Below are 19,833 nucleotides of genomic sequence, written 5' to 3'. Positions count from 1 at the left end.
GCTAATGCCCGTTGAAGACGGTGAGGAACGCATTAGAGAATTGGCTGATCATCTCTGCGATACTCAGGTAAAGCATGAACAGTCCGCCCATCAGAAGATATGGCGTGGAAATGAAATAGATCGGAATTTGCGGCGCCAGCTTGTTGATGAAGCCGATCGAAATCTGGAACATCAGGCCATAGAGCAGAAACGGGCTCGACAGACGCAGCATGATGAAGAAGGTGGTTTCCAGCGTATCGGTGATGGATATGAGCGCGGCGCGCGGCTCGATCTGGCCGCCGAACGGAATGACGGAGTAGGAATCGACCAGCGCCTGCAGGACGTAATGGTGAAAATCCAGAATGAAAAGAATCATCAGCCCGCAAAAGCTGATAAGCCCGGTCAGCGACGTCTCGCTTGAATCTTCGATGATATCCGCCCCAGCCGGTGCGTTGAAGCCGATCAGCATCGATATGACGGTGCCCGCGAACTGCAGGCCCAGCGTATAGATCCGGGCCATCATGCCGTAGATGACGCCGATAATCGTTTCGCTGAAGATCAGGCGGATATAGCTTGCACCACTATTTGCCACCGCCGGATAGATCGTGTTCCAGAGCAGCGGCAAGATCGCCATGGACAGGGCCACGGAGAGAAGCAGCCGGATCTGCATCGGTATGCGACCGGACGAAAACCCAGGGAGCACCATTATGCAGCCGCCGATGCGGCAGAAGGCGACGAACACCGCCAGAATGGTCCCCTGAGGGTCAGGTATCATGAAATCGAACCCAGAATCTTGATCTCGATCCCCTTGGCCAATTCGACATGCGACAGAACCGGAAGGGTCGCGAACAGGCGTTCGATGATCATGCGCACATAGGAGCGTGTTTCCGGCGACGTGACAAGAACGAAGGGCATGCCCCGGTCCATGTATTCACGGATAACTTTGCCCGCCTGCTCGCTGAACTCTTCCAGGCTGCGCGGATCGATGTCGAATTCGACGATTTCGCCCTTCTGGTCGCGCTTCAGAGCCTGATGGAAGATGAGGTCCCATTTGCTGCCGAGGCGCAGGACGCGCAGAACGCCATTGTCCGCCAGGTCGCCGCAGAGCTGCTGCGCCATGCGGACGCGCACATGCTCGACGATCTGCTCGGTCTTGCGCACATGCGGCGCCAGCTCGGCAACCGCTTCGAGAATGAGATGCAGGTTGCGGATGGAGACGCGTTCGGCGAGCAGGAGCTTGAGCACTGCCTGCAGGCCGGAATAGGACATGTGCGACGAGCAGATTTCGTCGGCGAGCTTCTTGTATTCCGGGTCGAGGCGCTCGATGAGAATCTTGACGTCCTTGTAGGACAGCAACGCCGGCAGGTTGTTGCGGATGACTTCGCTCATGTGGGTGAGCACGACCGAGACATTGTCGATCGGCTGGAAGCCCTCACGCTTCAGGTCATCGACGAAGGCCTCGAGCACGGAGACCGCGGGCATGCCGAAGGCTGGTTCGCGAATCTCGTCGCCGGGAACGGTCGGCTTGCGGCCCGAACCGGTGACGACGAGCACTTCGCCGACACGCAGCATATTGGAAGCGATCGTCGTGCCGTGGATGCGGATCTGATACGACTTGTCGGCGATGCCCATGTCGTCGATCACCTTGATCTCCGGCACGACAAAGCCGTATTGGGTCGCAAACTTCTTGCGCATCTTGCCGACGCGGAAGGCCAGTTCCTGATGCGCGCCGAGCAAGCGCGTGGAGACGATCTTGCCGAGCGCCAGTTCGATCTCGGCGGTCTTCAGCACCGATTTGACCGAGTCCTTTTCCATCTCCTTCGTCTGCATGACCTTCTGCTCTTCGGCGTCGCGGCGAAGCTTGTTCTCGGCTTCGATCTGGCGCGGAATGAACCAGGCACCGGCCGCCAAGAGACCGCCGAGGAACACGAAAGGCAGGAACGGCATGCCGGGCATGACGGCCAGAATGCCCATCAGCACTGCCGACACGGCGAGCGCACGCGGATAGCCGCTCAGCTGGTTGAGAACCGCCTGATCGGTCGAACCGGCCGTACCGCCGCGCGAAACGAGAAGGCCGGCAGCCAAAGACACGATGAGTGCCGGCATCTGTGAAACAAGACCGTCGCCGACCGAAAGCTTGACGAAGACGTCCGCAGCCTGGCCAATCGGCATACCGTGACGGAAATAACCGATGATGATGCCGCCGAAGATATTGATGCAGGTGATCAGAAGACCGGCGACGGCATCGCCGCGCACGAACTTCGAGGCACCGTCCATGGCGCCGAAGAAGGAGCTCTCCTCCTCCAGCTCACGCCGCCGCCGCTGTGCTTCCTTCTCATCGATCAGGCCGGCCGAGAGATCGGCGTCGATGGCCATCTGCTTGCCGGGGATCGCATCAAGGGTGAAACGGGCGCCGACTTCGGCGATACGCGTCGCGCCCTTGGTGATGACGATGAAGTTGATCGTGATCAGGATCATGAAGACGATCAGACCGATGACGAAGTCACCCGACATGACCAGGCTGGCAAAGCCTGCAATGACACCGCCGGCGGCATCGTGTCCTTCATAGCCATGCGAGAGAATGACGCGTGTCGTCGCAATGTTCAGCGCCAGGCGCGTCATCGTCGCTATCAGAAGAATCGTCGGGAAGGACGAGAACTCCAGCGGCTTCTTGATCCACAAGGCCACCATGAGAATCAGCACTGAAAGCGCGATCGAAAAGGCGAGACCAAGGTCGATCAGAAACGGCGGAATCGGCAGAAACAGCACGCAAAGGATGACCATGATACCGAGGGCGAACCCGATATCACGAACGCTGGGATTGGCTTTGGGAAGTGCTAATGCGGGTGGTTGTGCCATCGACCGTTTCCATCTCTTCATGAGAGGGGGCAAACGGTTGACCCATTTGCCCATTCGGACCGATCTTTAGAAGGCGAAGCTTGCGCGAGAATGGCTTATAGCCAGCAAAGCACATGATCCGAAAGGCCGTTTCGGCTCTCGGATCCGATTCCTAGAAGCCGGACTGGATCCGGGAGAAGACGAGATTGGTGAAGATCGAAATCTGCGAGCCGACGAAAGGTGCGGTAATACCGATCGTCACCATCACGGCAACGATCTTCGGCACGAAGGTCAACGTCGCTTCCTGCACCTGCGTCAGAGCCTGAATCAAGGCGATCACGAGGCCGACGACCATGGCGGCGAGAACCGCTGGGCCGGAAGCCACAAGCACCGTCCAGATCGCCGCCTGGAAGATATCCAATGCATCGGCTTCATTCATGGCATCTTCATCCCTAATTCAGCAGCTACTCATTAGCTGCCGGACGAATCCGACGAATCATCGGTGCTAGTATCGCTCGACGACGACGGCGTATCAATGACCGTACCGGCCGGAGCGATCGTTACGCCGGCCTGGATGAGAATCTTGTCGCCAGCATTGGTCTGAGCAATGATACCGTCCGTATAGACGGTCACTTCCTTGATCGTGCCTGTGGTCTTGCCATCGGCGCTCATGATCTGCTTGCCGATATAATCGGAGGCCTGCGAGATCCATTGGTTCTGCAGCACCGTTTCCAGGTGCGAGTTCGTCTGGATCTGCTGTTCGACCTGAGAAAAGCTTGCCAGCTGGGAAATCTGCTGGGTCGCATCCATCGGCGCGGTCGGATCCTGGTTCTTCATCTGTGCGATGAGGAGCTGCAGGAAGTTGTTATAGTTCAGGGTAGCGCTCGCACCCGCCGTAGCGGCATTCTGCGCTGAATTGCTCGAAGAGCTGCTGTTGTTAACGGCGTCTACCGTTGCCATGGAGCAATCTCCCGGCGGATATGCTCGATCGTAGCCGCCGGCATTTCCTGATTGTTCAGAATGTTGTCTTCGACCGGATAGAGCCCGCGGATCGCCTTCAAGGCGTCGAAGGCGCGACCGGTGGCGACGAGGCCGTCGATACGCTTCAGCTCGGCCAGCACTTCCTCATTGTGGAAGCACGACAGCAGCATGACGATCGACTTGCGGAACATCGCCGTCGATTGCTCCTTGCCCTCGGGATTGATGAGGATCATCTGCGCGATGAAATAGAGTTGGCGCAGCGGCGTCTTGGCTTCCTCGGGCTGAAGCACGTGGTTTTCAAGCAGGAATGTCACATCATTCAGGAATTCCAGAGCAACCTTGCGATCGACGCGCAGGACGGCTCCGTTGATAAAAATCTTTTCCCCGGCTTTAAGCGATATACGAAGCGTACTTTTCATTTAAGTCCATCCCTGATGATGGTGGTGACATCGATGATGCCTTGATAGTTTTCCGACTGGCGCCGCCGGATTCGATCGCATTCCTTCAAAATCCAGATGGCGATCGAGATTAGGTTGGCCCGCAGTTCGACGTTGAGCTGGTTCTCCGGACTTTTGAGATCCTCGACAAAACTGACCCATACGCGCCGCGTATAGTAGAGGGCCTCAATCGCTTCGCGGCCGTATTTCCCCGCATCACGGGCCGCAGAGAGAAGAGCTACCGACCGGTCCAGAACTTGCCGTTCTCTTTCCTTGGCGTCGGCCACTGCATCCTGCAGGACTTCCGCATATGAGAACTGATACATTCATGCATCCTTCCTGGTCATTCCTTCCCTTTGATCATCAAAGGTAATTTACAAGACTTAGCTGCTGGATCTTCGAGACAATGGTGTAGGCGGTTTCAAGCTGGGTCTGGAGGCTATTGACCTTGGTCGAGGCCTCATAGGGATCCACGCCCGTCAGGTCGCCTATGTTCGTATTCAGAATGGTCTTCTGCGCGTTCAGCGTCGTGTTCGCATCCGTCAGGCGCGATTGCGAGAGGCCGAGCTGGCTTGCCTGGCTGTTCAACCCATCGATCGCCTGGCGCGCGTAGCTGATGGCCTGATCGGTAACGGCGTTCTGCGCATCCTGATTGAGCGCCGGCGTCGTGCCCGTCAATGCATTGGCGACCGTGCTTGCCAGCGCCATGTAGCGCATGCCCGCCGAGTTGGAATTCGTCGAGGTTTCGATGACTTCCGAATTGCTGATCCGGCTCGCCATGTTCTGATCCGAGGCGCTGGACCAGCTGGCCCAGCCGCTATCGGATGTGAACATGGGCTCGACCTTGGTCGTGATGAAATCTTTCATCTGGTCGCCTGTGAGCTTGTCTATCGTGGTACCATTGGCTGTCGCATAAGCGGACAGTGCCGTCTGGATCGCTGCATTCGTCGACGCGGATTTATCCGTCATCGGCTGCACATCCGTGTTGGTGCCGGCGAAAAGATATTCGCCGTTGACCATGGTATTGCCCGACGCGATGACGCTCGATAGCGCCGATGTCGCGACCTGCTGGGTCAGTGCTATGCTGGTACTGTCGGTGCTTCCGCGCAGAGCCACCAGCTGATCCATCAGCTTCTGCGCCTGCGTGCCCATGCCGGTCAGGGCAGTCTGCGACGACGTCATCCGCTGGCTTGCAATCGAATTGCTGCCGAGAATGGAATCGATGCGCGACACATCCCTCGTAAGGTTGACGCTGAGCGCGGTATTGCTACCCAACGCGACGCCGATGTCGGCATAGACGCCGGTGGTTGCCTCGGTTGACGCACTGGTCATTTCATTCTGCGCCTGACGGATCGTCTGGCGCATGGCGTTCTGAATGGCTTGGCTTGAAATGAAAGAGAGTTTCATGGCTTAGCTCGCAATATCCAGTACCGATTGAAGCATCTCGTTGACGGCGTTCAATATCTTGGTTCCAGCCTTGTAGGACTGCTCGATATCCATCATCAGCGTCAATTCTTCGTCGAGGTTGACGCCGGTCGCATTCGAATAGGCAGTCGAGGAACGCGATACGGCCGCAGAGGTATTTTCCGCCGCTGTCGTCGCCGAGCTACGTTGCCCCTCGAGCCAGCCGATAGAGCTGGATGCATAGTCCATAAGGCTGGCCTTGCTGTCGGAGCCAGCTTTCGGGTCGAAGTTCATCTTCGTATTCATGCCAGTGATGTAGGCATCAAGCTGTGTAGAATAGCCGCTGTCGCCGCTGGTATTCTTGGTGTAGCCAGTTTCCGTCGAGGTGTTGTTAATACCACCATCACGCAGCAATGACGGATTGCCACCTTGAGACGTGACTAATTTCGAATTAACGGTTATCGAGCCAGCGAGGCCCGCAACGGCGGTAGCGCCTGTTGGGACAGTGCCCCCGCTCCATGTGAAGAGACCGGGCAGCGTCGGCTTTGTCGGGTCGCTATTCGTCTCCGCGAAGGTCGTCACCAGACCGCGCGCAATTTCATCGAGCTGCTTCTGATAGGTCGGTGCGACATCGTCGCGAACCTGAAGCGCCGCCTGAAGCGTGCCCTGCGCGGTCGTGGTTGCGCCTTGGCCGGGGGTGAGCGCAACACCGTCGATATAGACGTTGTTGCCGGTGGTACCTGCCGTATAGGAATTCGTCGGCGTAAAGGTCACAGTGCGCGGAATGGTCTCGAACAGCGTCGTGCCGCTCGATGTGTACAGCGCCATATCGTTATTGCCGCGCGTCACCGGCGTAACGCCGACGATCTGCGAAATCTGTTTCAGGATCGAATCGCGCTGATCCATCGCGTCGGCAAGCGCATTCGATGTGGGACCGGCGGCCGTGCTCGCAGATTTCACTGCATCGTTCGCGTCCTGGAACTGCTTCAACAGGCCGTTCAGCGTATCGACGTCGGAGCTGATCTGCTTGTCGGCGTCGGACCGGGCGTTCTGTACAGCGGTCGTGGCATTGTTGAGCGACGTGGCAAGGCTCTGGGCCGCATTGATGGCGGACTGCGCTGCCGTCGTGCTGGATGGCGACCCCGAATAGGTCTGCATCGCGGTCTGGAAAGCCGAAAGATAGGTCGAGGGTGCGATCTCGTTGGCGTTGCCGCCGAGTGTCGTCGATTGAAGGTTGCTGTAGGCATTCAAAAGCAGCTGCTGCGCCGCGTCCGAAGAGGCGTTGGCAAGGTATGCCTTCTGCAATGCCGGCTCGTCGCTGCGGGCAATCTTGACGACCTGTGCGCCGGCGCCGTTTGTCGTCAGCACAGCCTGCCGACGCGAATAATCCGTGTTGCTCGCATTGGCGATATTGTTCGACACGACACTGCTCTGCGTGCCGGTATTGTTGAATATTGCCTGCGCGTTATTGAGAGCTGTTGTGAGCGACATGACTGACTCGATACCCTATTCGTTTTAGCGCCGCAGATTGGCCGATGGCGCGCCGGATGTGTCGGGATAGCCCATCAGAATGAGGCCGGCGGACTCCAGATTGTCGTTTGCATCCCGTGAGAAGGTCCCCGAAATGACCGAAAACGACCGTCTGCAAGCGTTCTGAGATACGACGAAGCCATTATGAGCCGACATCGCATTGGCGCCGATGCCGAAAGCGGTGCCCAGACGAACCGTCTGTGCATTCCGCTCCGCAATCGCGGCCCTCATGCTGTCGAAATTCCTCATCTGGAATCCTCGTTATCCTTGATGCGACCAAGAGTAGGTGGCGGGCCTTGCGTGAAGCTGTCTGAGAAGACGAAAAAACGATCATCGGAAAATGACGCTGCGAGAAGCGAAGCAATGCCCGCGTGCGGCGCGATACGGGAGAGAAATGTAAGAAACAACGCACCATAGGATCCGGGCAATGGCCAGGTGCGCCGACAAAGCAAAGGCCCGGGAATCACTGGATTCCCGGGCCTTTGGCCAAATTCTGGAGGTTAGTAACCGATTGAAGCCTCAGCTCCAGTCGATGCAATAGCCAAGGAAGCGCTTGGAATCGACAGGGTCAAAACCGAGCTTCTTGCGCAGCTTCTTGCGCAGCTTCGAAATATGGCTTTCGACGACGTTCTCTTCGACTTCCTCGTCGAAGATGCCGTAGATCGCGTTGAAGATCTGCGTCTTCGTCACCCGGCGACCGCGATTGGCGATCAAGTATTCCAGGATACGACGCTCGCGCCGCGGCAATGCGAAAACGTCGCCGTTGATTTCCGGATCGCGCCCATCCGCAAAGATGCGAACCGGTCCGACATCGGTATAGTTGCTGATGGCCTTGAGCCTCCGGCGGATCGCCGCGGCTCGTGCCAGAATCTCTCTGGGATGCACCGGCTTGCGTACGACATCGTCGACACCGCAATCGAAGAGTGCAAGCGTCGACTCCAGCGAAGGTTGATCGCTGACAGCGATCACCGGTGCAGTCGTACGGTCACGAATCGCTCTTGGGAGCTCATGAACGTGCTGCCCTTGTCCGATCAAAAACGCTTCAACAGCAGCAATATCGCCCTCTGCCGCCGTCGTGACCCATTCGCCAAATTCGCGAGGGTCAAATCCCGTGGACGGGATGCCCTCCCGCCCAAACAGTGATGTATATCCGTCCTTAACAAGCTCTCGCTCATCAACCACTACGATCATTCGTCCGCCTCCGAATCAGTGTGGTGTTTCGATGGACTATGGGTACGAATCGGGCGAATCACGAACAACTGTCGGAAATGAGTGACGGAAATTAATAATTGATTAACTTTAGAGGTGCGATTTGCACTAGATGTAGTGGGTACCTTGCGGTTTACACCGATAAAAAAGTTGTTAGTTAGCTTATCGTTAATATGCGCATTTCAGGCAAAGAGATGGCAGTCAACCTCGACATAAGGGTTAGCGTCAGCTAACCGGATAGGCAATACAACCTATGGGCGTTCTAATTTTGGCAGAAAGTTGCCGCGTTGGCCGTCCATTTGCCATAGCCCGTTGCCACCAGATTGGCGATGACGCGACAAACATAGACCTTCTGGGCGGGGTCGTTGTTTGGGCCTGCGTGGTATCTTGCTACCGCCATCGTCCAGGTTTCATGCCTGTCATGCAGATTGCGGAGAAACTTGGCGGCATACTCGACATTACTACGCGGGTCGAACATGGCAGTCACAGAGGTGAAATTTTCACCGTGAAAATACTGGTTGATCTGCATGCATCCGACGTCGATAAGCTTCGCTCCGTTCTGCCGCGCGGCAGCAAAAACCTGCAGGGCGGCATTCTCTGACGGCGGAAAAATCGGCTTGCCCTCGACGTTGAGCGCATAGGGATAAAGCGATCCCTTGCGCCCGGTTTCCGTCAAACCGACCGAGTAGAGAATCCCTTCCGGTATGCCGTATTTAGCAGCGGCTGACTGGATCTCACGTTCGCAGAGGCCGGCTGCACCATTGTCGGGTGGCGTTGCGTTTCCCGATGCGAGAGCATCAGAGGTAAACTGCCCCAGAGCGAGAACGCTGAGTGTTGCCAGCAGCGCCATCTTCCGCGCCACGTTCCGCCGAGCTGCGATTGCCATTGTTTCCATTTGCCTGCTGCCCCGAATAGTTCTGGCCTTTCGGACGTGCGTCACCGCCCTGCCCCTGGTTCAACAGGGATTGCTGCTGAGACTGATTCGATCCGGACTGCCGACCGCTATCCGACTGTTGATCCGCATTCGAGGCCATAGTGACGGTGATGCTGTCGACCTGATAGCCCTGAGCCCGCAGCGCATCGACCATATGGCTCTGATCCGCATGCAGCTGCCTGTAGGCTTCTCCGGTCTGCACCTTCAGATCGACGCTGAGTTGATCGCCCGAAAGCCGCATCGTCGCGGTAACATTGCCAAGGTTGTCGGGATTGAGCTGGATCTTCAGCGTGTTGACGACCTTGCCCGTGCTGGACAAATTCGCAGCATTGGAAAGCGCCGAGCCCGGCTGCATCGCTGCCGACCACTCGCGGTCACCAGCCAGCGAACCGGCGACCAGCGCGGAGTTGGCAGCAAGCCCGAGGTAACGTCGAGAATCAAGAACGGTAACGGCCGGCAGGTCGCCGCTCGCAGGAGCATCTACCTTGACCTCGGCGGCGTCGTCACCCTTCTTGGAGATGGACATATCCAGCGCGCCGCTTCGCCCGTCAGCACGCGTCAACCGGAAGGTCTGCGACGAATCCGTTGCTGTGCCATCTTCGGGCGGCATGGAATCCGCGGTGGTTCCCTTAAGCGTCGTATTGGAGAGCGGCACGCCCTGAATCTTGGTATCGCCCGTTGCCTGCCCGGTCGTCGTCATCGCGCTTTGAGCTGCAGCAGCGGCTTGCGGAACATTCAGGAGCGACAGCGCGTCAGAGATTGTGTTGGCCGCCTGGGCGCCTTGCGTCGACGTTGCCTTACCGTCATCAGTGGTGGCCGCATCCTTCGTATCTTTCACGGCGGGTGCCTTGCCATTGCCATCAGCGACAGCGGGTTGTCCGCCCGCAGCCACGGCCTCGGCCAATTGCTGCGCAATGTCGGCAAGCTGAGCCGATACATCAATCTGTGTCGGCATCTTGGTAGCGTCGGTGGTCGGCGCGGCCGGGTCCGTCGATATGGCGGCAGCATCGGTTTGTGTAGAAGCCGGATCGGCCTGGGCTGTCGCCGAAGCTGCCTTCTGCAGTTCGATCAGAGATTTCGTGAGCGAGAGAGCAGCTGCCCCTTGCGGAGACTTCGATCCCTTGGCCAGTCCGGCAGGATTGGCGAGATTGGCTGCAGATGTGTCGATCATCGCCGCTCCGGCATTGGCGCTTTCATCAATGGCAAGTGCGAGCGCCGCGGGATTGCCCGCCGCCGTCTTTGTCGCGCCTGCATCTTCGTCCGGATCGGTGCTGCTGGTGGTAGCTGCATTCGCTCCCGCACTGGTATTGCCCTTCGTGCCGGATGACTTGGATCCATTGCCAAGCGAGTTCGACAGGGCGTCGAGAAAGCCTTTGCCGCTGTCCTGCTTCCCGGAGCGGGCACCTTTCGCGGCAGCAAGAATATCCGCCCCGGATGAGGCGCCGGATACACCGATGTCGTTCATGATCAATGACTTTCTTGCTTCAACAGGCCGTCGATGGCATCCAGCTTCGAGCGGCTCGTCGTGACGAATGCGTTGAACGAAGAGTCGGCCTCCTGCCGCCCTCCCTCCGGGGCGGGAGCTGCTTTTGTAGCCGCCCCCTGCTCAACACCCGCCGTGCCGGGAGATTGGCCTCCCGCTTGATTCGTCACAGCAGCATCGTGTTCAGTACTCTGTTGATTGGGCAGGTTAGAAACATTGCCTTGCCCGAGGCTTGCAGGATCTGGCGTGCGCAGGATCTCCTGCGCCACTGCCTTTGCAGCGTCGCGCAAGGCCCGATCCTGTGCATTCAATTCCCCAGCGGGCATCTGATTGAGATTGCTGATTGCCGCTTCGAGGCCAGGCGTCGATACACCAGCCACCCCGCCATAAAAGCCCGCCAAGGCGCTGAAAGCATCGCTGCCATCATTCGTTATGGCCTGGGCACGGTCCGCCGCCAGGGCAGCAAGATCAGACTTGCCGGCAATCGCCGCGCGTCGCGCCATGCGCAGATAGATCTCCCTTTGCCGGGGAGGATCCATGAAGGAGAGAATGTCGATGATATCCTGCTGCTTGACGTCGGAATCGTGATCCACCACCAGCTGCACGAAGAGATCGGCGAACTGGCTGGCATAGGGGGAATGCAGGAAGCGTCTGGTATAGCGCTGCGCATATTCGAGCCCCAACGGCACCAGCCCGGAATCGGCACACAAGGCGAGCGAACGGCGCAGTGCCGATTCCTCGACGATCGTCCCGGGTGCCATCACCCGCGCCCAGTCGTAGAGCTTCAACGCAGCCGGAGCATTCTTGCCCGACATGACGTTGCCGGCAACGAGGGAAAGATAGGGGCCGATAGGCTTGTCGCGATATTCCCTGGCAATGTCTGCGAGCGTGTTGACGACCAGCAGCCCCTTGCCGTTCAGATATTTCCTGAGCACATCGGCAACGCGATTGTCGAAATTGCCATTAATGTCGCGCGACATGAGATATTCGAGCGTTTCCGGATTGCCGCCGCTCATCGCGTAGATCAGCGCCGCATCGGCATTGCGGCTGTCTTCAAAGACGGATTTATCAGCATTGCGCAGGCGCTCGTCGATGGTAGCCAGCAGAAAGCGTTGCATCTCGCCGGCTGAACTATCGCCCGCAACCACGGAATCCTGGACGAATTCGAGCGAGCGCAGCATCTTGTAGAGCGGCAAGCTGTCCTGCCCCTCGGCACGAGCGCCCGCTGGCGCGAGCATGCCGAAGGTCAGCGCAAGTGCGAGGCGACGACGATGCTGTTTGCGCGCCATGACCTATCCCTGCTTGCCTTGTCCTGGCTTGCCTTTGCCCGAGGCAGGCTTCGCAGGGTTCTGGGTGTCCGGTGTGGCGGGGTCCTGCGCAGCCTGGCTCGCCGGGGCGGCAATCAGGATCTCGATGCGACGATTGGCATCGTTGAAGGGATCGTCGGGCAGCTTCAGCCGGCGGTCAGCGAAACCTGAAACCTGCACGATCCGCTTCTCATCCAGGCCACCGCTTGTCAGCATGTAATAGGCGCTCTGGGCGCGATCGAGCGACAGGCGCCAGTTGTCGTTGCGGCCGCCGACCATATAGGGGCGTCCGTCTGTGTGACCACGGACCAGGATCGAACCCTTACGTTCGGACAGGACCTTGCCGATCTTTTCCATCGCCAGCACCATTTCCCGGCGCGGCACGGCAGAACCGATATTGAACATCGGATCGTTGCTCTGGTCGGAGATCGTCACGAGCACACCGCCTTCAGCCGCAGTGACTTCCAGACCCTCCGCCAGTTGGCCGGCGACCCCACCGATCTGCGACTGAATTTCCTGCTGCAGTTGCTTGGCTTCCTGCTGCTGGGCTTTCGTCGGCGTGACATCCTTATTCTGGGCGACGGCGGCATTATCCTCGAACGTCGAGGCGTCGCTTTGCACCGTCTTGCTGGCGAGCTGTTGCTGTCCTGGCTTGTCCTGTTGCTTGGCGGATGCCTGCTGTTCGCTCTGTGTCGGCTGTTGCTCAGGAGTTTCCGTCTGGCTGGCCGGTTGACCGCTGTCGGCAGCCGTCGCCTTGGACAAGGCCACGACCTCTCCCTTCGGCGATTGATCCGATTTGGCGGACTGTTCCTCGTTCGCCTTTTTCGATGCGCTGGAAACCTGAACCTGCTTGGTCCAGAAATCCGGATCGAATGGATCGCGATAGGCCTGACCGCCATCGGCGCCCGTGGCCGGGCCGGACTGCGCAGCACCGCCCTCGCCCTTGGCGCTGACATTGGCCTGCTGACCGACCTCCTGGGCGATTTCGGCCAGAACCGAATAGGGGTTCTCGAAGAAATCGGCTTCGGAATAGTTCGTCTGGTCGCCAGAGGTGGATGTCAGGTCTTCGCCCGTTTTGGCGGATTTGCCGTCGTTCGGATTGTCCTGCGGCTTGTTCGATTTTTGCTGATTCTTCTCGCCGTCAGCCTGGTCGACAGGCTTCTTGAGGCCCTTTTCCGTCGGCTTTTCGTCGGCAAGCTTGATGGGATTGAAATAAGAGGCGACCGAAGCCTTCGTCTCCTCGTTGGCGGCATTCACCAGCCACATCACCAGGAAGAAGGCCATCATCGCCGTCATGAAGTCGGCATAGGCGATCTTCCACGCACCACCATGACCGCCTTCGTGATCGCCACCACCATGACGCTTGACGATGATGATCTCATGCTTGCCGTGATTTTGATCGCCGTCACTCATTTCAGAATCTCTTTCAGGCTGGCGGCCCAGGCAGTCATGCGTGTCACGAGAACGCTCTCGCCGATGGTGACGGTGAGATCGACGTCCTGCGCCTCGATATGGCGCAGCAGAGCAGACTCTTCACCGAGTTTGGCCTGGAGTGCCTCGAAGAGATGACTGGGACCGCTCACAGAGATCGGGCCTGCGTCACCTTCAAGAATTGCCGACCTGACCAAATCCGCGAGATCGGCGACGGCCTTGTTCGTCAGCGTTTCCGTCATGATCGGCGCAAGGACTGCGGCGGCTTCCGCACTGATTGCCTGCCCGAGCATGGTGGCGATGCGGGTCATGTCCGCAGCTATTCTTTCCGCCGCCTGCTCTTCGTACCGTGCCCGCAAGGCATCGGCCTCGGCGCGAAAGGTTTCGCTCATCGCATCGAGCTCGGCCCGATGCTTTTGAGAGAGATCCTGTGTCGCCGCCTCATGGCCCTCCGCATAGGCGGCGCGGCGTTCAGCCTCGACATCGACCGGCGGCTCCACTGCGCTTTCCGGAAACTCCATCGGCTCCGCGAAAACCATATCGGCAATGCCTGCGGGCGGAGCCTGTTCGACGCTGAAATCCTTGAGATATCGGGACAGTGTCAAACTCACGCGCGCATCTCCCCATTCGCGTCGGCAAGACGCTGCAAGTCGATGCCACAAGAGGGCCGATCATTTCCCATTCTCAAAACGTTGATCATCACGCTTCCGGTTTCCGTCCTCTGGTGGCGCGCGCCGGAGATGACTGATATCTCCGGCAAGCTTCGCAACCGTGCCACTGCGCCGAACCGTAGGCAGTCAAACTTGTGCGAGGATGAATGCGGGGCAGCTTTGGCACTCTTGCCGCGCCGCCTGATGCATCATTTCGCCTGAAGGAGAATCAACACCTTGCTCGCCATGCTGTTGGCGATCGACAAGGACTGGATGCCCATCTGCTGCGCCGTCTGCAATGCGCTCTGACGCACCGCCGCTTCTTCCATCTTCGTATCGACGAGATCTCCGACACTGACCTTGATGGCGTCGCTGAGCTTGGAAATATAGTCCGACTGATCGTCGATATTCGACTTCATCAGGCCGAGCGTCGAATCGGCCGAGGTTGCCGACTTCAGAAGTGAATTCGTGACATTGATCATATCGGTCAGCTCGTCATCCGTCGTGCTGCTCGAAATGGCAATTTCGGTGCCGCCGGCCGGCGTTGTGCCTGAATCGGCAGCCAGAAGATAGTAGTTGCGAGCCGGCGTGCTGCCGCCGCTCGATGTGCCGAGCGTGCTCGCATCGATGTTCTTGGTCAGCAACCCCTTGCTGGCATCGGTGGTATCGATCATCAGGGTTTGAGAGCTGTCGTAACCGATCGTGGTGAGGCTTACCTGGCCGCCTGCACCACGGGTGAAATTACTGATCACCGACTGCTGCGTGCTGGGATTGGCGCTGTTGTTGTAAAGCCAGTTCTCGCCGGAGAAGGATGCCGACTGCGTGACTGATTGCAGCTGATTCTTGAGCTGCTGGATATCGGAGTTGATGGCGTTCTTGTCCGTACCCGCCTCTTTTGCCGAAACCAGCTTGGTCTGGATCTGTGTCAGGAGGCTGACGACCGTGTCCATGGCAGTCGATGCCGTATCGACCTTTGAAGCGCCGAGGCCGAGCGCATCCGTGATCGTGGACAGGCTGCTCTGGTCGGAGCGCATGGTGTTTGCCATCGACCAATAGGTAGGATTGTCGCTTGCATTCTGGATGGCATAGCCGGAGGAGACCTGCTCCTGCACGACACCGAGATCCTTGTTGATTCCGCGCAACACAGTCAGTGCCGCGGACGTGGCTCCATTTGCCGTCACATTGCTCATCTGAAAATCCGTAAATCATTGGGACTGGCAAACCGGGCCGATCCGGCAGCAACGATTGGCCTCATGCCCACCAGCGGGAAAGATCCCAGCGCGGCCCGTCGCTAAAACAAGATGCTTCAATTGCTTTGAAGACGGCCGTGGCCAGCTCTTGAGCAAAGACTGCAAATCAATTGGCGGCAACGTTAACAAAAGCTTATACGCGGCGACAAGAGAGAAATGCCGCCGCGCGATCTCGGCGCAAGCTCCACTCAAGGCTCACTTGAAGAGAGCAAGAACGTTCTGGGCGCTGGTGTTGGCGATCTGCAGCGACTGGATCGCCAGCTGCTGCTGGGTCTGCAGGGCCGACAGCCTGCTCGACTCTTCTTCCATGTCCGCATCGACGAGCTTGCCGACGCCGGAGTCGATGGTGTCGCGCAGCGTGGAGACGAAACTGGTCTGCAGATCGATGCGGGTCGAGAGCGAGCCAAGCTGCGAGGACGCGCTCGTCAGGGCGTTAAGGGCTCCCTGCACGAGATTCATCGCCTTGCCGATGCCGCCGCTCGTCATATTGGTGATATCGAGGCTGAAGACGGAATAGGAGGTGCCGTTGATATTCTGCTTGGTCCCGAGGATGCCCGAGCTGGTGTCGATCGCGCCGCTGGCCTTGGCGCCGAACAGCACGTTGCCTTGCGAACTGGTATTGAAGCTGTAGCTCGTGCTGTTGACGGCGACCGTGCCGTTGTTGTTGCGCACGAAGGAGGAGACCACGGAAGCCGAAGCGCCGTTGGCCGCAAACATCCAGTTCTGGCCGGAGAAGGATGCGGATTGGGCGATGCTCTCCAGCTGCTGCTGAAGCTGTGTCACTTCTTCCTGCACGTCCGATTTGGAGACGCTGTTTTCGGTCGCCGCGACAAGCTTGTCCTTGATCTGCTGCACAACGGTAATGGCATTGTCCATCGCCGTATAGGCCGTGTCGACCTTGGCGGCGCCCAGGCCCAGCGCGTCGGATACTGCGGAAAGAGCGCTATTGTCGGAGCGCATGGTCGTCGCGATCGACCAATAGGCGGCATTGTCGGCCGCCTTGGCGACGCGATAACCGGACGAAACGCGGCTCTGCGTATCCTGCAGGTTGGTATTGATCCCGCGCAGGGTCTGAAGTGCGGACATAGCCGCGTCGTTGGTGAGGATGCTGGTCATCGAGGTGCCCCTTGTGGCTGAAATAGAAAGGGACATCCGGTCTGCGGCCGGGAACGGCAATCAGCCTCATGCTTGTTAACCGGCTCTTAGGAGAGGTTAACCAACCGTTGCGTTAGCTGCAACTGACAGGAATAGGGTTAATAAAAGGTTAACGCCGGCGGCAAAAGTTAACGGAATCATTCGGCCCGCCCTTCGACCGATTCCGGCCGGCGATGCCATTTCCACCACCTTTCATTGAACCAGACCGATTGACTTCCGTGAGGCGTGTGGGAAGCCCGCGTATTTCCTTGAAACACAGCCTCCTGACACCTCCTCGAGCACGCAAGTCAGCTTCGCGCCATCTTCGCAGGCGTAGCATAGTCAGGATACGCCCAATGTCGGTGAGATGCGGCCAGGCGCCCTCCGCTGCACTCCGACGTTAACGTCGGCCCTTCCGGCCATATAAGAGGTTATGATGTTCAGCTTGCAGGACGCCGGTCGAGCGGCGGTCGATCGCCATCAACGAACAAGCCTCGACCCCGACGACTGGCAGAAGATGCGTGAGCAGGGTCATCAGATGCTCGACGACATGTTCGACCATCTGCAAACGCTCGGCACGAAGCCGGTTTGGCAACTGCCTCCTTCCTCCGCGCGCGCCTCTTTCGATGCGCCATTGCCGGTCGAGCCCAGCGACCTGACCGACGTTCATGCCATCTTCCGCGATGACATCCTGCCCTATGGCAGCGGCAACATTCATCCGGGTTTCATGGGCTGGGTCCAGGGCGGCGGTACGGTTGCCGGCATGTTGGCCGAAATGCTGGCCGGCGGCCTGAACGCCAATCTTGGTGGGCGGGATCACATGCCCATCGAGGTCGAACGCCAGATTATCCGCTGGACGCGTCAGATATTTTCGTTTCCAGATACGGCTGGCGGCATATTCCTGACCGGCGCGTCCCAAGCCAACTTCGTGGCGGTGCAGATAGCGAGATGCCGCAAACTCGGCGTTGGCGTTCGAGAAACCGGCTCACGCGAGGACACCCGACTGGTCGCTTACGCCTCGAGCGAAGTGCATGGCTGCGTTCCCCGGGCCTTCGAAATGTCCGGCATCGGCAGCAACCAACTGCGGCGCATCCCGGTCGATAGTGCTGGGCAGATCGATGTCGAGGCGCTGGAGCAGGCCATTCTGCACGACAGGCAGGAGGGCCACACGCCCTTCCTGATTGTTGGAAGCGCCGGGACGGTGAACACCGGCGCGGTCGACGATCTCCTTGCCCTGCGTCGGGTCGCAGACACTTACGATCTTCATTTTCATGTCGATGGTGCGCTGGGCGCGCTCGGCATTCTGAGCCAGGATCTCGCGCCTCTGTTTGCGGGTATCGAGACCTGCGATTCGCTGGCCTTCGACTTTCACAAATGGGGCCAGGTGCCTTACGATGCCGGCTTCCTGCTGGTTCGCGACAGCGCCTGGCAACGGCAGACCTTTGCCTCGGACGCCGCCTATCTCAGCCGCGCCAGCAGCGGCCTTGCCGGAGGAGACTGGTGGCCTTGCGACTACGGGCCGGATCTTTCACGCGGCTTCCGGGCCTTGAAGACGTGGTTCACCCTGAAAACCTATGGCATCAAGGCACTGGGAGATGCCATGAGCGCCAATTGCCGGCTGGCCCGCGGCCTCGCGCAAAGGATCGAGCGGGAACCTGCCTTGAGGCTGCTTGCGCCGGTCAAACTCAACATCGTCTGCTTTGCCTATGCCGGTATCGACGGCAAGGCAGCGCCGGCCATCAATTCTCGCATAGTCGAACATCTTCACGCTGAAGGCCGTGTTGCTCCGTCCGTGACCATTCTCAACGGACAGCCGGCGATCCGTGCCGCGATCGTCAATCATCGCACGCAACAGGCAGATATGGACGCCCTCGTGCATGGCGTTTTGACACTTGGCTCACGACAGGAACTTACCCAATGCTGATGACCAAAGCCCATCCTGCTCTCCCGGCTTCTTCGGAAATACCGGATCGTGCCCGAATCCTTGGCATGCAGAGCATTGTCTCTCTCATCTATGCCGGCCATGACGTCACCCCGCTTTGGAACGACCTCATGCAGCGGGCAACGGCAGACCAGACCGACGCGGCCACGCTTCTCGACATGGCGACGATCTTGCACACGCTTGGCCGCGCCGACGAAGCTCGGCAGCTGCTGACATCTGCCGTCGCGCTCCGCCGCGACTTCTGCGTGATTCATGGCGATGGGAGCGGGCCACGTCTCCTCGCCTTCGTCACTGTGGGCGACTTCATGGCTAATACGCCGCTGGACTTCCTGCTGGCGGGCAGCAATTGCGTGCTGTGGCTGCACTATGTCGGTCTTGAAACGACCGCGCTCGCCGATCTGCCGGAATATGACGTGGCCTTCATGGCGATAGGAGAATCAACCGAGAACGCTCCCCTTCTCGCCCACATGCAAAAGCTGCTTGCGGGCTTCGATGGTCCGGTCATGAACCGGAATCCTGAACTGATCAGCAGACTGACGCGGGACGGCGTCAGTGGAATGCTCGCCGACGAGCCATCCATTCTGTCGCCGCGCACCTACCGGGTGTCGCGCGCGGATCTCGTCGCGGTGAGCGCCGGGACAAAACGCCTGGAAGATTGCATTTCGGGCCTCGCCTTTCCTCTTGTCGTCAGACCGATCAGCACGCATGCCGGCAATGGGATGGAGCGCATCACGGATCTTTCGGGGCTGTCGGATTGGCTGGGAATCCAACCGGCTCAGGAACTATACGTCGCGCCCTTCATCGATTTCCGGGGTGCCGATGGCTTCTATAACAAGCAGCGTGTCGTCTTCATCAACGGCAAGGCGTTCGCAAGCCATATGGCGCTCTCCGATCATTGGATCGTGCATTATCTGAGCGCCGGCATGGGACAGAGCCCGGAAAAGCGCGCGGTCGAGCAGGCCTGGATGGAGAATTTTGACACCGATTTCGCGGTTCGGCACGAGGATAGCTTTGCAGCGCTCTACCGCCATATCGGGCTCGACTATTTCGGCATAGATTGCGCCGAACTACCTGATGGCCGGCTTCTGGTGTTCGAACTCGATGTGGCGATGGTCGTCCACAACATGGATGATCCCGTCGTCTATCCCTACAAGCAGATCGCCATGCGCAAGCTGTTCGACGGCTTCATTGACGCTGTTCGCCGGAAGCCTGGCGCCATATCGCCGACAGCCCCCTGAAGGCCGGAGCGGCGCGGCCACCTCAAATGAAAACCGCGCCTTCGTGAGAAGGCGCGGTTAAGTCCCTGTCCTGAATGCTCTGCCGA

At 58.8% G+C, this 19,833-nt stretch carries 19 protein-coding genes; 2 read left to right on the top strand and 17 right to left on the bottom strand.

Going from position 1 to position 19,833, the window contains the following annotated elements; translation table 11 throughout:
• Window position 1: 1 nt before the first annotated feature.
• The 17 genes from fliR to ACQZ6F_RS24085 all read right to left on the bottom strand — a co-directional run bounded on the left by fliR (window position 2) and on the right by ACQZ6F_RS24085 (window position 16,549).
• Window positions 2-754, bottom strand: coding sequence for a flagellar biosynthetic protein FliR (gene fliR, locus ACQZ6F_RS24165; RefSeq protein WP_077468712.1), 753 nt, complete (start codon window positions 752-754; stop codon window positions 2-4).
• On the bottom strand, window positions 751-2,838 hold the full coding sequence (gene flhA, locus ACQZ6F_RS24160; RefSeq protein ID WP_068397108.1) for a flagellar biosynthesis protein FlhA: 2,088 nt from the start codon (window positions 2,836-2,838) through the stop codon (window positions 751-753). Before flhA ends, fliR begins: the two co-directional genes overlap by 4 nt.
• 151 nt (window positions 2,839-2,989) lie before the next feature.
• Complete coding sequence (fliQ, locus tag ACQZ6F_RS24155) at window positions 2,990-3,256, bottom strand: flagellar biosynthesis protein FliQ (protein WP_068397112.1); 267 nt, start codon at window positions 3,254-3,256, stop codon at window positions 2,990-2,992.
• A 32-nt stretch (window positions 3,257-3,288) separates the two neighbouring features.
• Entirely contained in the window at window positions 3,289-3,777 is a 489-nt protein-coding gene (gene flgD, locus ACQZ6F_RS24150; protein WP_449094349.1) for a flagellar hook assembly protein FlgD, read from the bottom strand.
• Window positions 3,765-4,217 (bottom strand): flagellar biosynthesis repressor FlbT, encoded by a 453-nt coding sequence (gene flbT / locus ACQZ6F_RS24145; protein ID WP_077468710.1) that lies wholly within the window; start codon window positions 4,215-4,217, stop codon window positions 3,765-3,767. The genes flgD and flbT overlap by 13 nt, the downstream gene beginning before the upstream one ends.
• A complete protein-coding gene (flaF, locus tag ACQZ6F_RS24140) occupies window positions 4,214-4,561 on the bottom strand; it encodes a flagellar biosynthesis regulator FlaF (protein ID WP_068397121.1) in 348 nt (115 codons plus the stop codon). Before flaF ends, flbT begins: the two co-directional genes overlap by 4 nt.
• 37 nt (window positions 4,562-4,598) lie before the next feature.
• The gene (locus ACQZ6F_RS24135) at window positions 4,599-5,642 is read right to left on the bottom strand and encodes a flagellar hook-associated family protein (RefSeq protein WP_449094348.1); all 1,044 of its coding nucleotides are present in this window, start codon (window positions 5,640-5,642) and stop codon (window positions 4,599-4,601) included.
• 3 nt (window positions 5,643-5,645) lie between these two features.
• Window positions 5,646-7,130 (bottom strand): flagellar hook-associated protein FlgK, encoded by a 1,485-nt coding sequence (gene flgK / locus ACQZ6F_RS24130; RefSeq protein ID WP_077468708.1) that lies wholly within the window; start codon window positions 7,128-7,130, stop codon window positions 5,646-5,648.
• Between the two features lie 24 nt (window positions 7,131-7,154).
• Window positions 7,155-7,418: a hypothetical protein gene (locus tag ACQZ6F_RS24125; RefSeq protein WP_449094347.1), complete on the bottom strand. Its 264-nt coding sequence runs from the start codon at window positions 7,416-7,418 to the stop codon at window positions 7,155-7,157.
• A gap of 270 nt (window positions 7,419-7,688) precedes the next feature.
• The gene (gene rem / locus ACQZ6F_RS24120) at window positions 7,689-8,360 is read right to left on the bottom strand and encodes a transcriptional activator Rem (RefSeq protein ID WP_068397132.1); all 672 of its coding nucleotides are present in this window, start codon (window positions 8,358-8,360) and stop codon (window positions 7,689-7,691) included.
• Between the two features lie 280 nt (window positions 8,361-8,640).
• The gene (locus ACQZ6F_RS24115; protein ID WP_077468706.1) at window positions 8,641-9,228 is read right to left on the bottom strand and encodes a lytic transglycosylase domain-containing protein; all 588 of its coding nucleotides are present in this window, start codon (window positions 9,226-9,228) and stop codon (window positions 8,641-8,643) included.
• Entirely contained in the window at window positions 9,176-10,777 is a 1,602-nt protein-coding gene (gene fliK, locus ACQZ6F_RS24110; protein WP_449094346.1) for a flagellar hook-length control protein FliK, read from the bottom strand. The genes ACQZ6F_RS24115 and fliK overlap by 53 nt, the downstream gene beginning before the upstream one ends.
• A 2-nt stretch (window positions 10,778-10,779) precedes the next feature.
• Window positions 10,780-12,084, bottom strand: a complete 1,305-nt coding sequence (gene motC, locus ACQZ6F_RS24105; protein ID WP_077468704.1) for a chemotaxis protein MotC — start codon at window positions 12,082-12,084, stop codon at window positions 10,780-10,782.
• Between the two features lie 3 nt (window positions 12,085-12,087).
• A complete protein-coding gene (locus tag ACQZ6F_RS24100; RefSeq protein ID WP_077468703.1) occupies window positions 12,088-13,515 on the bottom strand; it encodes a MotB family protein in 1,428 nt (475 codons plus the stop codon).
• The gene (locus ACQZ6F_RS24095; RefSeq protein WP_449094345.1) at window positions 13,512-14,144 is read right to left on the bottom strand and encodes a hypothetical protein; all 633 of its coding nucleotides are present in this window, start codon (window positions 14,142-14,144) and stop codon (window positions 13,512-13,514) included. The genes ACQZ6F_RS24100 and ACQZ6F_RS24095 overlap by 4 nt, the downstream gene beginning before the upstream one ends.
• A gap of 248 nt (window positions 14,145-14,392) precedes the next feature.
• Window positions 14,393-15,373 carry a flagellin N-terminal helical domain-containing protein gene (locus ACQZ6F_RS24090; RefSeq protein WP_077468700.1) on the bottom strand — a complete coding sequence of 327 codons (981 nt, stop codon included), beginning with the start codon at window positions 15,371-15,373 and terminating at the stop codon, window positions 14,393-14,395.
• Window positions 15,374-15,628: 255 nt separating this feature from the next.
• Entirely contained in the window at window positions 15,629-16,549 is a 921-nt protein-coding gene (locus ACQZ6F_RS24085; RefSeq protein WP_077468699.1) for a flagellin N-terminal helical domain-containing protein, read from the bottom strand.
• Window positions 16,550-17,003: 454 nt separating this feature from the next.
• Between ACQZ6F_RS24085 and ACQZ6F_RS24080 the strand changes: the two genes are divergently transcribed.
• On the top strand, window positions 17,004-18,491 hold the full coding sequence (locus ACQZ6F_RS24080; protein WP_449094344.1) for a pyridoxal phosphate-dependent decarboxylase family protein: 1,488 nt from the start codon (window positions 17,004-17,006) through the stop codon (window positions 18,489-18,491).
• The gene (locus ACQZ6F_RS24075; RefSeq protein ID WP_449094343.1) at window positions 18,485-19,747 is read left to right on the top strand and encodes an ATP-grasp domain-containing protein; all 1,263 of its coding nucleotides are present in this window, start codon (window positions 18,485-18,487) and stop codon (window positions 19,745-19,747) included. The genes ACQZ6F_RS24080 and ACQZ6F_RS24075 overlap by 7 nt, the downstream gene beginning before the upstream one ends.
• Window positions 19,748-19,833: the final 86 nt, after the last annotated feature.

It is taken from the genome of Rhizobium sp. A22-96 (assembly GCF_053521805.1).
The sequence above is the reverse complement of the archived record's forward strand: the minus strand, read 5'-3'. Positions and strand labels throughout refer to the sequence as shown.

Bases quoted from the DNA above. Each gene is read 5' to 3' on its own strand.
- ACQZ6F_RS24085 (WP_077468699.1), bottom strand. From the start codon at position 16,549: ATGACCAGCATCCTCACCAACGACGCGGCTATGTCCGCACTTCAGACC.
- ACQZ6F_RS24115 (WP_077468706.1), bottom strand. From the start codon at position 9,228: ATGGCGCTGCTGGCAACACTCAGCGTTCTCGCTCTGGGGCAGTTTACC.
- fliQ (WP_068397112.1), bottom strand. From the start codon at position 3,256: ATGAATGAAGCCGATGCATTGGATATCTTCCAGGCGGCGATCTGGACG.
- rem (WP_068397132.1), bottom strand. From the start codon at position 8,360: ATGATCGTAGTGGTTGATGAGCGAGAGCTTGTTAAGGACGGATATACA.
- fliR (WP_077468712.1), bottom strand. From the start codon at position 754: ATGATACCTGACCCTCAGGGGACCATTCTGGCGGTGTTCGTCGCCTTC.
- ACQZ6F_RS24080 (WP_449094344.1), top strand. From the start codon at position 17,004: ATGTTCAGCTTGCAGGACGCCGGTCGAGCGGCGGTCGATCGCCATCAA.
- ACQZ6F_RS24090 (WP_077468700.1), bottom strand. From the start codon at position 15,373: ATGAGCAATGTGACGGCAAATGGAGCCACGTCCGCGGCACTGACTGTG.
- flhA (WP_068397108.1), bottom strand. From the start codon at position 2,838: ATGGCACAACCACCCGCATTAGCACTTCCCAAAGCCAATCCCAGCGTT.
- ACQZ6F_RS24100 (WP_077468703.1), bottom strand. From the start codon at position 13,515: ATGAGTGACGGCGATCAAAATCACGGCAAGCATGAGATCATCATCGTC.
- flgK (WP_077468708.1), bottom strand. From the start codon at position 7,130: ATGTCGCTCACAACAGCTCTCAATAACGCGCAGGCAATATTCAACAAT.
- flaF (WP_068397121.1), bottom strand. From the start codon at position 4,561: ATGTATCAGTTCTCATATGCGGAAGTCCTGCAGGATGCAGTGGCCGAC.
- flgD (WP_449094349.1), bottom strand. From the start codon at position 3,777: ATGGCAACGGTAGACGCCGTTAACAACAGCAGCTCTTCGAGCAATTCA.
- ACQZ6F_RS24075 (WP_449094343.1), top strand. From the start codon at position 18,485: ATGCTGATGACCAAAGCCCATCCTGCTCTCCCGGCTTCTTCGGAAATA.
- flbT (WP_077468710.1), bottom strand. From the start codon at position 4,217: ATGAAAAGTACGCTTCGTATATCGCTTAAAGCCGGGGAAAAGATTTTT.
- fliK (WP_449094346.1), bottom strand. From the start codon at position 10,777: ATGAACGACATCGGTGTATCCGGCGCCTCATCCGGGGCGGATATTCTT.
- ACQZ6F_RS24135 (WP_449094348.1), bottom strand. From the start codon at position 5,642: ATGAAACTCTCTTTCATTTCAAGCCAAGCCATTCAGAACGCCATGCGC.
- motC (WP_077468704.1), bottom strand. From the start codon at position 12,084: ATGGCGCGCAAACAGCATCGTCGTCGCCTCGCACTTGCGCTGACCTTC.
- ACQZ6F_RS24125 (WP_449094347.1), bottom strand. From the start codon at position 7,418: ATGAGGAATTTCGACAGCATGAGGGCCGCGATTGCGGAGCGGAATGCA.